General features: G+C 73.1%; 9 protein-coding genes. 5 read left to right on the plus strand and 4 right to left on the minus strand.

All coding sequences use genetic code 11. From position 1 onward, the window contains the following. The first annotated feature begins 74 nt into the window (after positions 1–74). From ML5_RS09390 to ML5_RS09405, 4 genes are all read left to right on the plus strand, one after another. Entirely contained in the window at positions 75–743 is a 669-nt protein-coding gene (locus tag ML5_RS09390) for a response regulator transcription factor (protein ID WP_013284809.1), read from the plus strand. Next, positions 740–1,906: a sensor histidine kinase gene (locus ML5_RS09395; RefSeq protein WP_369752115.1), complete on the plus strand. Its 1,167-nt coding sequence runs from the start codon at positions 740–742 to the stop codon at positions 1,904–1,906. The genes ML5_RS09390 and ML5_RS09395 overlap by 4 nt, the downstream gene beginning before the upstream one ends. Positions 1,907–2,111: 205 nt before the next feature. Then, positions 2,112–4,661 carry a malectin domain-containing carbohydrate-binding protein gene (locus ML5_RS09400; RefSeq protein ID WP_013284811.1) on the plus strand — a complete coding sequence of 850 codons (2,550 nt, stop codon included), beginning with the start codon at positions 2,112–2,114 and terminating at the stop codon, positions 4,659–4,661. A 245-nt stretch (positions 4,662–4,906) separates the two neighbouring features. Continuing rightward, positions 4,907–5,293, plus strand: coding sequence for a VOC family protein (locus ML5_RS09405; protein WP_013284812.1), 387 nt, complete (start codon positions 4,907–4,909; stop codon positions 5,291–5,293). 57 nt (positions 5,294–5,350) lie between these two features. On the opposite strand, the gene ML5_RS09410 is transcribed toward ML5_RS09405, so the two are convergent. The 4 genes from ML5_RS09410 to ML5_RS09425 form a co-directional block, all read right to left on the minus strand. Next, positions 5,351–6,124 (minus strand): hypothetical protein, encoded by a 774-nt coding sequence (locus tag ML5_RS09410; protein WP_013474522.1) that lies wholly within the window; start codon positions 6,122–6,124, stop codon positions 5,351–5,353. 188 nt (positions 6,125–6,312) lie between these two features. Continuing rightward, on the minus strand, positions 6,313–8,376 hold the full coding sequence (locus tag ML5_RS09415; RefSeq protein WP_013474523.1) for a 3-hydroxyacyl-CoA dehydrogenase NAD-binding domain-containing protein: 2,064 nt from the start codon (positions 8,374–8,376) through the stop codon (positions 6,313–6,315). Then, a complete protein-coding gene (locus ML5_RS09420; protein WP_013284815.1) occupies positions 8,373–9,569 on the minus strand; it encodes a thiolase family protein in 1,197 nt (398 codons plus the stop codon). The genes ML5_RS09415 and ML5_RS09420 overlap by 4 nt, the downstream gene beginning before the upstream one ends. A gap of 103 nt (positions 9,570–9,672) precedes the next feature. Beyond that, the gene (locus ML5_RS09425; protein WP_013284816.1) at positions 9,673–10,992 is read right to left on the minus strand and encodes a ribonuclease D; all 1,320 of its coding nucleotides are present in this window, start codon (positions 10,990–10,992) and stop codon (positions 9,673–9,675) included. A gap of 232 nt (positions 10,993–11,224) precedes the next feature. On the opposite strand from ML5_RS09425, the gene ML5_RS09430 reads away from it, so the two are divergent. Beyond that, positions 11,225–12,610, plus strand: coding sequence for a trypsin-like peptidase domain-containing protein (locus ML5_RS09430; protein ID WP_013474524.1), 1,386 nt, complete (start codon positions 11,225–11,227; stop codon positions 12,608–12,610). The last annotated feature ends 28 nt before the right edge of the window (positions 12,611–12,638 follow it).

Here is a 12,638-nt window from a genome sequence, read left to right on the forward strand (position 1 = left end):
GGGGGTCGGCTCCTCCGGCGGCGGGTTTTGCCTGCCGCACTAGGTTGTCAGGGGTCACGAGGTGGGAGGCCGGGATGCGGGTACTGGTGGTCGAGGACGAGCGCAACCTCGCCGACGCGATCGCGCGCGGGCTGCGCAAGCGCGGGATGGCTGTCGACGTCGCCTACGACGGCGACGCCGGGCACGAGGCGGCGTTCGTCACCCGCTACGACGTGGTGATCCTGGACCGCGACCTGCCCGGCGTGCACGGCGACCGGATCTGCGCCGACCTGGCCGCCTCCGGCGCGCTGACCCGGGTGCTGATGCTGACCGCCAGCGTCACGGTCGCCGACCGGGTCGAGGGGTTGCAGCTCGGCGCCGACGACTACCTGGCCAAGCCGTTCGCGTTCGACGAGCTGGTGGCCCGGGTGCAGGCGCTCGGCCGCCGCGCCACCCCGGCCGCGCCGCCGGTGCTGGAGGTGGCCGATCTGGTGCTCGACCCGGCCCGCCGGGTGGTGAGCCGGGGCGGCGTGCCGCTCGACCTCACCAACAAGGAGTTCGGCGTGCTCGCCGAGCTGCTCAAGGCGCGCGGCGCGGTGGTGTCCAGCGAGGAGCTGCTGGAGCGGGTCTGGGACGCCAACACCGACCCGTTCACCACGATCGTCCGCGTCACCGTGATGACACTGCGCAAGAAGCTCGGCGACCCGCCTCTCATCGACACCGTCGTGGGCGCGGGCTACCGCATCGGCGGGGTACGGCAGTGAGCGCGCGGAGCGCCCGCCGGGTGCGGCCGACGCTGCGGCTGCGGCTGACCCTGCTCAACGGCGTGCTGCTGGTCGGCGCGGGGGCGATCCTGGTGCTGCTGGCCTGGCTGCTGGTCCGCGACGCGCTGCGCCCCACCGACGAGCTGCTACCGGGCACCACTGTGGTGCTCACGGACGGGCGCACGCTCGACGCCGGGCAGTGGCAGCGGCAACTGGTGGACGCCGCGTCACAGGAACTGCTGGTCAAGGGTCTGCTCGCGCTGGTGGCGATCAGCGTGGTCGGTGTGGCCGGGGCGTACCTGGTGGCCGGCCGGGCGCTGCGCCCGCTGCACCAGGTCACCGCCACCGCCCGCCGCCTCGGTGAGGCCACGCTCGACGAGCGGATCGGCTGGTCCGGCGCCGACGACGAGGTGGCCGAGCTGGCCGAGACGTTCGACGCCATGCTCGACCGGATCAGCGGTGCCTTCGAGGCGCAGAAACGGTTCGTCGCGAACGCCTCGCACGAGCTGCGGACGCCGCTGGCGGTGATGCGTACCGAAATCGACGTGACGCTCAGCGACGACGACGCCGACCTCGCCGAGTACCGCCGCATGGCCGGCGTGGTGCGCGACGCCTCCGAACGCGCCAACGGCCTGGTCGACGCGCTGCTGGTGCTGGCGCGCAGCGAGGCGCAGACCGGCCGGCGGCTGGGCCGGCGCGCCGAGTCGGACCTCGCCATCGGCACCGCCAACGCCCTCTCCGCGGTCTCCCGGGAGGTGGAGCGCATCGGCCTGAAAGTGCACACCTCGCTGCGCCCGGCGCCGGTGGTCGGCGACCCCGGCCTGCTCGACCGGCTCGCCGGCAACCTGGTGGAGAACGCGGTCCGCTACAACCACCTGCACGGCCGGATCTGGATACGCACCGGCACCGACGGGGAACGGTCCTGGCTGGTCGTGGGGAACACCGGCTTCGAGGTCGCCCCGGCCGACGTACCCGGGCTGTTCGAGCCGTTCCGGCGCGGCGGCCAGGAACGCACCGGCGCGCGCGGCTCCGGTCTCGGCCTGTCGATCGTGCGGGCCGTCAGCGACGCGCACGGCGGCACGGTGAAGGCGGTCGCCCAGCCCGGCGGCGGCCTCGAGGTGACAGTCACGCTTCCGTCGGCCGACCCGGCGGCGGCCACCTGACCGCCGACCCGGTCCGTCCGGCCGGTGAGGCGGCCTCACCTTTTCGTGCGGCCGGCCTCGGCTGTCCCGGCCGGACCCGACGGTGGTCGGCCCCCGGCGGCACGGTGGTCGGGCAGAATGCGTCGCTCCCGCTGGACGCGGAGCCGGGGATCAACGGAGAGTAAGCGCAGCGACGCCTCACCCTGCTCACCCACCGGAGCTGCCCGTGACCCACCCCTCGGCCCCGCGCCGCCGCCGTCTTCTCGCGGTCCTCACCGCCGGCGCCCTCACCGTCGCCGGCCTCTCGCCGGCCACGCCCGCGGCAGCCGTCGCCGCGCCCGGCCACGACAAAGTGGTCCACACCGTCCCCTCCACCGCCTCGCCCGACGTCCAGGACGGCTCGGTCGACGCGATCCACGACGCCGGTACGAAGATCATCGCGGGCGGCTCCTTCACCCGGGTGCAGAACCGCAACTCCGACGTCGACATCCCCCGCGACTACCTGCTCGCCTTCGACAAGGCCACCGGGCAGGTGGACACCGCGTTCGCGCCCACGCTCGACAACGAGGTGACGGCGGTCGTCGCCGGTCCCACAGCGGGCACGGTCTTCGTCGCCGGCAAGTTCAACACCGTCAACGGCGTGACCCGGCGCAAGGTGGCCCTGCTCGACGTCGCCACCGGTGCGGTCGTCACCAGCTTCACGCCGCCGGCGTTCAACGGTCTGATCAAGGACATCGCGCTCGTCGGTGACCGGCTGCTGGTCGGCGGCATCTTCACCACGGCCGGCAACCCCAACCCGCGCGGCGGGCTCGCGTCGCTCAACGCCACCACCGGCGCGGTCGACAGCTACCTCACCACGGCGCTGACCGAGAACCACAACTGGGACGGCGTCAGCGGCGCCAAGGCCGGCGTGGGCGCGGAGAAGCTCGCCGTCTCCCCGGACGGCACGCAGCTCGTCGTCATCGGCAACTTCAAGAAGGCCGACGGGGTCCTGCACGACCAGATCGTCAAGATCGACCTGGGTGCCACCGCCGCCACCGTCGCGGACTGGAACACGGCCCGCTACACGCCGCGCTGCAAGTGGCAGTCGTTCGACTCGTACGTCCGCGACGTCGCGTTCTCCCCGGACAACAGCTACTTCGTGGTGGTCACCACCGGCGCCCCGTACGGCGGGACGCTCTGCGACACCGCGGCCCGCTGGGAGGCCGGCGCGACCGGCAGCAGCCTCCAGCCGACCTGGGTCGACTACAGCGGCGGCGACACGTTCCTGTCCGTCGGCATCAGCGAGCAGGCGGTCTACGTCGGCGGCCACCTCCGCTGGCTCAACAACAGCACGGGAACCGACAACGCCCGGGCCGGCGCGGTCGGCCGGGCCAGCATCGCCGCGCTCGACCCCGCCAACGGCCTGCCGCTGTCCTGGAACCCGGGCCGGCACCCGCGCGGCATCGGCGCCTCCGAGATGCTCGTGACCCCGAGCGGCCTCTGGGTCGGCGGCGACACACTCTGGATCGGCAACTTCCAGTACCGCCGGGAGCGGATCGCGTTCTTCCCGCTCGCCGGTGGCAAGGCACCGCACCCGACCACCACGGCGACGCTGCCCGGCAACGTGTACCAGGCCGGCCTGCCGAAGCCGACCAACGTGCTGTACCGGGTGAACGCCGGCGGCCCGGTGGTCGCCGCCGCCGACGGCGGACCGGACTGGGCGGCCGACACCGGCTCCAGCCCCAGCCCGTACCACAACACCGGCAGCTCGACCTCCAGCTTCAACACGGTCGGCAGCCTGGACGCGACGGTGCCGGCCGGCACCCCGGCCGCGCTCTACAGCGACGAGCGGTACGACCCGGCCGGCGGCGCGGAGATGCTCTGGCAGTTCCCGGTGCCCGCCGGCACCGAGGTGCACGTGCGGCTCTACCTGGCCAACCGGTACGACGGCACCTCCGCGCCCAACACGCGCGTCTTCGACGTGGCGCTGGACGGCGCGGTCGTCCTCGACGACCTGGACCTGTCCGCCAGCGTCGGGCACAACGTGGGCACCATGCGGGAGTTCACGGTGACCAGCGACGGCACCGTCGACATCGAGTTCCGTCACGTCAAGGAGAACCCGCTCGTCGACGCCGTCGAGATCGTCAAGACCGGGCCTCCGCCGGCCGGCACCGGTGAGGAGGTGCAGGTCCGCTCGTACGACGGGCTGACCGGCGTCGGCGCGCCCGCTCCGGTGGCGAACCCGGACGAGACCGCGTGGTCCGCCACACGCAACGCGTTCTGGGTCGGCGGGACGCTGTTCTACGGCACCGGCGGCGCGCTGTGGCGGCGTACGTTCGACGGCACTACGTTCGGCACGCCCGAGCTGGTGGACCCGTACCACGACCCGTACTGGGACACCGTGGTGACCAACTCGGGTCCGGAGGGGCAGACGTACGTCGGCGCGACCACCGGCTTCTACGCCGAGATCCCGAACGTGACCGGCATGTTCTACACCGGCGGTCGGCTCTACTACACGCTGACCGGGCAGAACGGCCTGTTCTGGCGCTGGTTCACGCCGGACAGCGGCGTGGTCGGCGCCGACCGGTTCTCCGTGGCCGGGGCGAGCGGGTTCTCCGACGCGGGCGCCGTCTTCGTGGCCGGCTCCACGCTCTACAAGGTGAACCGGAGCACCGGTGACCTGTCCGCCGTCGACTGGGTGAACGGCGCTCCGTCGGGGACGTTCACGGTGCGCAGCGGCCCGGCGGTCGACGGCGTCGACTGGCGCGCGAAGGCGGTCTTCGTCGGCCCGTAAGGAAGGGCCCCTTCTTAACGCCTGCGGTAGAGGAAGGGCCCCTTGTTAACACCTCGCTGTTAACAAGGGGCCCTTCCTTGCACGAGCGGGGTTGTGTGCGCGGCGCGGGCGGTGGAATGATCAACCGGTCAGCCCGAGAGGTGGAAGGGGGTGTGGTCGATGTTCGTTGTGAACCGTCCCGCGCCCCGCGTTCCCCGCTGACGTTCCCACTCCGCCGGGGCGCGCTCCCCACAGGAGGAAGCACAGTGAGTGCACAGATCCACTGCGTGACAGTCGAAACCGACGACCCGTACGCCCTGGCCGGCTGGTGGGCACGCGTGCTCGACCGCCGGCTCGCCGACGACGACCACCCGGGCGACCCGGAGGCGGTCCTCGCCGCACCCGACGGGCACGGCCCCGACCTGCTGTTCGTTCGGGTGGACGAGCGGCACGGCAAGGGCGCGTTCCACCTCGACCTGCACCCGGCCGAGGGCACCCGGGACGAGGAGGTGGCGCGGCTGCGCGAGCTCGGCGCCGCGCTGGTGGCCGACCGGCGCCGCCCGGACGGAACCGGCTGGGTGGTGCTCGCCGACCCCGAGGGCAACGAGTTCTGCGTCTGCCGGAGCCCTGCCGAGCGGGCCGCGTCCGCCTGATCCGGAAACGACACCGGGCCCCCGCTGTCACGGCGGGGGCCCGGTGCGTGACGGGTGTCAGTCCTGCTTCTCGATCTCGCCGCGCATCGTCACGAACTCCGACTGGAGCTCGGCCGCGGACTTGAAGTAGACAACCACCATGCCGAGGCTGCCCCGGTCGGCCCAGATGCAGACGGCCACCGGCACGTCCGAAGCCTTGCCGTCGGAGCACTTGGCGTCGCCGCCCAGCGGGCCCGCGTCGACAGTCTTGAAGTCCTTGGTGGCCAGGTCCGGGGTGACCGCCGCGGTGGCGTCGGCCAGCTCCTTCTTCGGGTCCGCCATCACGCCGGACACCGCGACGATCATGACCAGGTCCTTCTTGGCCGGGTCGCCGTAGAAGGCGCCGACGGTGCTGGTCGCGTCCGGCACGTCCTTGCTGAGCTCGGACTTCATCTGCGCCGCGGCGGTCTGCAGCTGCGGGTCGGTGACCTTGGCCCGGCCGCCGAGCGTCTGCGGCTCGACCACCCGCGTCTTGGTGGCGGTGACCACCTCGTTGACGGTGTCCTTCGTGGCGAAGTAGGCGGCGACACCGCCGCCGACGCAGAGCACCAGGACCACCGCGAGGACGATCAGCAGGACCTTGCCCACGCCGGACTTCTTCGGCGGGACCGGCGCACCGAGCTGGCCACCGTACTGCGGCTGCTGCGGCGGGTAGTCGCCGCCGTACTGCTGCTGGGGAGCCTGCGGGTAGTCACCGCCGTACTGCGGCTGCTGCGGCGGCTGGTAGCCACCGGGCTGTTGCTGGGGGGAGGGGTAGTTGCCGGAGTAGGGACTGGACGGCGGCTGGGACATGTAGGCAGCTCCTGTGAGAAAACTGGACGCGTGATGGTAGCCAGCACCACCGACAGCCCGCTGTCCGCACAAGGGCGGCGACGCCAAACCGCGACCTACCCGTGACCTGGGCCGCAGACGCCGATCGCGGTGGCCGGACCGTCCGGAACGGACAGCCCGACCACCGCGATCGATGCCTTGCGGTCGCCTCAGCGCAGGCTTGCCACGCCGTGCGGCAGGAACCGCTTGCCGGTCACCCGCTCGGAGGTGCCGGTCCGGTCCAGGTACGGCGTGACGCCGCCCAGGTGGAACGGCCAGCCGGCGCCGAGGATCATGCACAGGTCGATGTCCTGCGCCTCGGCGACGACGCCCTCGTCGAGCATGAGCCGGATCTCCTGCGCCAGCGCGTCCAGCGCGTTCTGCCGGACCTGCTCGGCGGTGAGCGGCTCGTCGCCGACCACGAGCAGCTTCGCGACCTCGTCGTTGATCTGGTCGTCGACCACGATCGGCTGGCCCGAGTCGGCGATCCGCTTGAGGTTCTCGCTGACGCCGAACCGGTCCGGGAACGCCTCGTGCAGGGTGCCGCCGACGTGGTACGCCACGGCCGGCCCGACGAGCTGGAGCAGCGCCAGCGGACGCATCGGCAGACCCAGCGGGTCCAGCGCGCTGTTCGCCACGTCCAGCGGGGTGCCCTGGTCGACGGCGGCGAACACGGTGCCGAGGAAGCGGGTCAGCAGCCGGTTCACCACGAACGCCGGAGCGTCCTTCACCAGCACCGACGACTTCCTGAGCTGCTTGCCGACCGCGAACGCGGTGGCCAGCGTGGCGTCGTCGGTCCGCTCGCCGCGGACGATCTCCAGCAGCGGCAGCACCGCGACCGGGTTGAAGAAGTGGAAGCCGACCACCCGCTCCGGGTGCTCCAGTTCGGCGGCCATCTCGGTGATGGACAGCGAGCTGGTGTTGGTGGCGAGCACCGCCTCCGGCTTGACGATCTTCTCCAGCTCGGCCCAGACCTGCTTCTTGACGCCCAGGTCCTCGAACACGGCCTCGATGACGAAGTCGGCGTCGGCGAAGACGGACTTGTCGACCGAGCCGCTGACCAGGCCGTACAGCTTGGCCGCGGTGCCCTTGTCCATCCGGCCCTTGCTGACGGCCTTCTCGATCTGGGTGTGCACGTAGCCGACGCCCTTGTCCACGCGGGACTGATCCAGGTCGGTCATCACGACCGGCACCTGAAGACGCCGGGCGAACAGCAGCGCGAGCTGGCTGGCCATCAGGCCGGCGCCGACGATGCCCACCTTGGTGACCGGACGAGCCAGGCCCTTGTCCGGCGCGCCGGCCGGGCGCTTGGCCCGCCGCTGCACCAGGTCGAAGGCGTACAGGCCGCTGCGCAGCTCCTCGGAGAAGACCAGGTCCGCGAGGGCCTCGTCCTCCGCCGCGGTGCCGGTGGCGAAGTCGGCGTCCTTCGCCGTCTCCAGCAGGTCCAGCGCCTTGTACGCGGACGGGACCGCGCCGTGCAGCCGCTGGTCGAGGGTCTGCCGGGCGAAGTAGAGCACGCCCGCCCACATGTCCTTGTCGACCTCGGGACGGGTCACGGTGACCTCGCCCCGGACCACACCGGCGGCCCACTCCAGCGACCGCTCCAGGAAGTCGGCCGGCTCCAGCAGCACGTCCGCGATGCCCATCTCGGCAGCCTGCTTCGGCTTGAGCATCTTGTTCTGCATCAGCGGGTTCTGAATGATCACCTGCGTCGCGGCCGGAATGCCGATCAGGTTCGGCAGCAGCTGCGTACCGCCCCAGCCGGGGATGAGGCCGAGCGAGACCTCGGGCAGCGCCAGGGCCGCCGAGCCCGCCGACAGCGTCCGGTAGTGGCAGTGCAGCGCCAGCTCCAGGCCGCCGCCCATCGCCGCGCCGTTGACGAACGCGAAGGTGGGGACGCCGCTGTCCTTGAGTCGGGCGAAGACCCGGTGGCCCAGCCGGCCGATCTCCAGCGCCTGCTCGCGGTTCTCCAGGGCCGGCAGGCTGGTGATGTCCGCGCCCACGCAGAAGATGTACGGCTTGCCGGTGACCGCGATGAACGCCGGCTCCGCCGCCAGCGCGGCGGTGATCGCCTCGTCCAGGCTGGTCAGGCCGGCCGGGCCGAAGGTGTTCGGCTTGGTGTGGTCGAAGCCGTTGTCCAGGGTGATGAGGGCGGCGGGCCGGTCCAGCCCGGGTACGGCCACCTGGCGCAGCAGCGCCTTGGTGACGACCTCGTTCGGTGCGGCGAGGCTCACTTGTCTCCACCCTCCCAGTGCGGGTTCTCCCAGATCACGGTGCCGCCCATGCCGATGCCGATGCACATGGCGGTGAGGCCGTAGCGGACCTCGGGGTGCTCGGCGAACTGGCGGGCGAGCTGGGTCATCAGCCGGACGCCGGAGGACGCGAGCGGGTGACCGATGGCGATCGCGCCGCCCCACGGGTTGACCCGCGGGTCGTCGTCGGCGATGCCGAAGTGGTCGAGGAAGGCGAGCACCTGCACCGCGAACGCCTCGTTCAGCTCGAACAGGCCGATGTCGTCGATGCTCAGGCCGGCGATGCGCAGCGCCTTCTCGGTCGACGGGATCGGGCCGACGCCCATCACCTCGGGCTCGACGCCGACGAAGCCGAACGACACCAGGCGCATGCCGACCGGCAGGCCCAGCTCGCGGGCGGTGTCCTCGGCCACCAGCAGCGCGGCGGTGGCGCCGTCGTTCAGGCCGGCCGCGTTACCGGCGGTGACCTTGCCGTGCGGCCGGAACGGGGTCTTCAGGCCGGCCAGCTTCTCCATCGAGGTGTCGCGGGGCGCCTCGTCCACTGTGGCCAGGCCCCAGCCCGCCTCCGGGTCGCGGACCGCCACCGGCACCAGGTCGCCCTGGAGCTTGCCGTTGGCGTACGCCTTCGCGGTCTTCTGCTGCGAGGCCAGCGCGAACGCGTCGGTGCGCTCCTTGGTGATGTGCGGGACGCGGTCGTGCAGGTTCTCCGCGGTGGAGCCCATCACCAGGGCGGACGGGTCGACGAGCTTCTCCGCGACGATGCGCGGGTTGGGGTCGACGCCCTCGCCCATCGGGTGGCGGCCCATGTGCTCGACGCCGCCGGCGATGGCCACGTCGTACGCGCCCACGGCGATGCCGCTGGCCACGGTGGTGACGGCGGTCATCGCGCCGGCGCACATCCGGTCGATGGCGAAGCCGGGCACGGTCTTGGGCAGGCCGGCCAGCAGGGCGGCGGTGCGGCCGATGGTCAGGCCCTGGTCACCGATCTGGGTGGTGGCGGCGATGGCCACCTCCTCCACCTTCTCCGGCGGAAGTTGCGGGTTGCGGCGCATCAGCTCGCGGATGCAGCGGATCACCAGATCGTCGGCGCGGGTGTTGGCGTACATCCCACCCGCCTTGCCGAACGGGGTACGGACGCCGTCGACGAAGACGACATCCCGGACTTCACGGGGCACTTGGAGCCTCCCTCGGCACGGGCATTTCCCCGGATGCTACTCGCCAGTAACCAACCGTGGCACCACCCCCCGCGTGGCCCACCTCACACCCCGGCCGCGGCCGTCACTGCTGCGGGGTGTGCAACGCCTCCGTCAGCGCGGGCAGGAGCAGCCCGATCTGCCACTCCCGGGCACCGAACCCGCGCAGCGTCTCCGCCACCGTCTCGTCGGTGATCTCCGCGGGCGGCTGCCACGCCAGCCGGCGGATCGAGTCCGGCGCGATCAGGTTCTCCGCCGGCAGCCGGTGCGCCCCGGCGGTGCCGACCACCACCTCCCGGGCCCGGGCCAGCCGCCCGGCCGCCACCGGGTCGCGTTCGGCCCACCGGTGCGGCGGAGGCGGACCCTCCACCGCCGGGCTCACCGGCAGCGCGTCGTCCGGCAACTGGCGCGCGTCGTCCAGCGCCGCCAGCCAGGTACGCGCCAGCCGGCGCACCGACCGCCCACCGAACCCGGGGAGCGTGAGCAGCGTCTTCTCGTCCTTCGGGTCCAGCTCGGCGGCGGCCACGATGGCCGAGTCGGGCAGCACCCGGCCCGGCGCGGCGTCCCGGCGGGAGGCGATCTGGTCCCGCGCGTACCAGAGGGAACGCACCCGGGCCTGGGCCCGCGCGCCGCGTACCCGGTGGATGCCGGACGTGCGCCGCCACGGCTCGGCGCGGACGCGCGGCGAGGCGCCGTTGCGCACCAGCGCGTCGAACTCCTCCGCCGCCCAGCCCGACTTGCCCTGCCGCTGCAACTCCTCGTCCAGCGAGTCGCGCAGGTCGACGAGCAGTTCGACGTCGAGCGCCGCGTACGTCAGCCAGGACTCCGGCAGCGGCCGGCTCGACCAGTCGGCGGCGGAGTGGTGCTTCTCCAGGCTGAACCCGAGCAGCTGTTCGGTCAGCGCGGCCAGGCCGACCCGCTCGAAACCGGCCAGCCGGGCGGCCAGTTCGGTGTCGAACAACCGGCGCGGGCGCAGCCCCACCTCGGCCAGGCAGGCGAGATCCTGGCTGGCCGCGTGCAGCACCCACTCGGTCTCGGCGATCACCGCGTCCAGGGCGGACAGGTCGGGCAGCGGCAGCGGGTCGATGAGCGCGGTGCCGGCGCCGCCGCGGCGCAGCTGCACCAGGTAGGCGCGCTGGCTGTAGCGGTAGCCGGAGGCGCGTTCGGCATCGAGGGCCACCGGGCCGGTGCCGGCCGCGAAGCGGGCCACGACCTCGTCCAACTCGGCAGGTGTGGCCACCGGGGCGGGCGTGCCGTCGCGCGGCGCGGTCAGAGGGACGGCCGCGCCCGTGTCGGTCTCGGACCCCGCGTCCGCCGGCTCCGGCAGGGCCGACGTCGGCTGGGCGGACGCCTCCCCGGTACGGCTTTCGGCGGCCCGACGGCGCAGGGGTGGTTCGTCGGTCACCTGACAACCCTAGTAGGCCGGACGATCCGGTGTGCGCAGCCGGTCCGGCGTGTGTCGGCGCGATGGCCGTCAGGTGACCGGAAAGGTGCGGGTTGCGGGGCCGTGAGAGGGTCGGACAAGGGGGAAGACAAAGCCCGTTCCCGCCGGTACGGTCCATCGAGCCGCGAACGGCGTACGGGTGCCGCAGCGGGTCGGGGGGCGTCGGCGAAGCCGACGGGGAGGACGGTCGAGCATGACAGGCGGGTACGGAACCGGCGACGACGTGCCGGGGCACGGCGGCGGCGACACGGCAGCCGACCGGCCGGGGCCGCTGCCGCCGCGCTTCACCCCGCCCGCCGGTTCGGCCCCGGTGCCGGGATCGTTCCCCGGTGGATCCGAGTGGGCCGGCACCCCCGGCTACCCGGCGCGGGCCGCCGTCCAGCCGCCCGCCGGCTACCCGGGTCTCCCGGACCCGGCCGGCACGCCGCAGCCGACGCCCTACGCGGCCTCGTCCGGCGTCGCGACCCCGCCCGCCACGGCCCAGCCGGGCCAGCCGTCCTACGGCACCACGCCGTCCGAGCCGGGCCGGTCGTCCTACGGCTCCGCACCGGCCCAGCCGTCGTCCTTCGGCGCCGTACCGGCGCAGACCTCCCGGTCCGCCGCCCCGGCGTACCCGGGCCAGCCGGCCGCGTCACCGTCCTATCCGGGCCCGTCCGGCAGCGGCCCGTCGTACCCCGGCCAGCCGGTGTCCGCGCCCGCCTACCCGGGGCAGCCGGTGTCGGCGCCGTCCCAGCCCGGTTCCGCGTACCCCGGTCAGGCGGCCCTCGTCGGCGGCCCGGCCGGCTTCGGTGCGCAGCCGGCGCGGCGCAGCCGGGTGGCGGTGGTGGCGCTGGCCCTTGCCGCCGTGCTGACGGTGGTCACCGGCGTGCAGGCGTACCAGATCTACCGGCTCGACGACCGGCTCGCCGCCGCCGACAAGCGGATGGCCGAAGGGCAGGGCACGGACGCCAGCCGGCTCGACGGCCTGGAGCAGCGCGCCGGCAGCCTGGAGAAGAAGGCCGGCGCGGCCTTCAACCCGGAGGCGGTGGCCAGCGCGGTGCTGCCGAGCGTGTTCCGGGTGCGGGCCGGGCAGTTCACCGGTACGGCGTTCGCCGTCGGCAAGGCCCCGTCCGGCGGCGGCACCACGCTGCTGACGAACTTCCACGTGGTCGAGTCGGTCTTCACCGCGGGTGAGCGCAAGGTGTTCCTGGAGCGCAAGGACCAGCGGTTCGAGGCGACCATCATCGCCACCGACAAGGACAAGGACCTGGCGCAGCTGCAGACCACCGCCAAGTTCACCGGGCTGGTCGCGGCCCGCGACCCGGTCCGGTCGGGCCAGCAGATCATCGTGGTCGGCGCGCCGCTCGGGTTGCAGGACAGCGTCACCACGGGCGTGGTCAGCGCGTTCCGCGAGGACGAGCGCGGCGGCGGCCCGGTGATCCAGTTCGACGCGCCGATCAACCCGGGCAACTCCGGCGGCCCGGTGATCAACGGCTCGAAGGAGGTCGTCGGCATCGCCACGGCCAAGGCCCGCAACGCCGAGGGCATCGGGCTCGCGGTGCCGATCAAGACCGCCTGCGACCGGTTCCGGCTCTGCTGACCGGTGGCCGCACCGGCCCGGCCGCACC

Source organism: Micromonospora sp. L5 (assembly GCF_000177655.2).
GTDB lineage: Bacteria > Actinomycetota > Actinomycetes > Mycobacteriales > Micromonosporaceae > Micromonospora > Micromonospora aurantiaca.

Bases quoted from the DNA above. Each gene is read 5' to 3' on its own strand.
- ML5_RS09430 (WP_013474524.1), top strand. From the start codon at position 11,225: ATGACAGGCGGGTACGGAACCGGCGACGACGTGCCGGGGCACGGCGGC.
- ML5_RS09410 (WP_013474522.1), bottom strand. From the start codon at position 6,124: ATGTCCCAGCCGCCGTCCAGTCCCTACTCCGGCAACTACCCCTCCCCC.
- ML5_RS09390 (WP_013284809.1), top strand. From the start codon at position 75: ATGCGGGTACTGGTGGTCGAGGACGAGCGCAACCTCGCCGACGCGATC.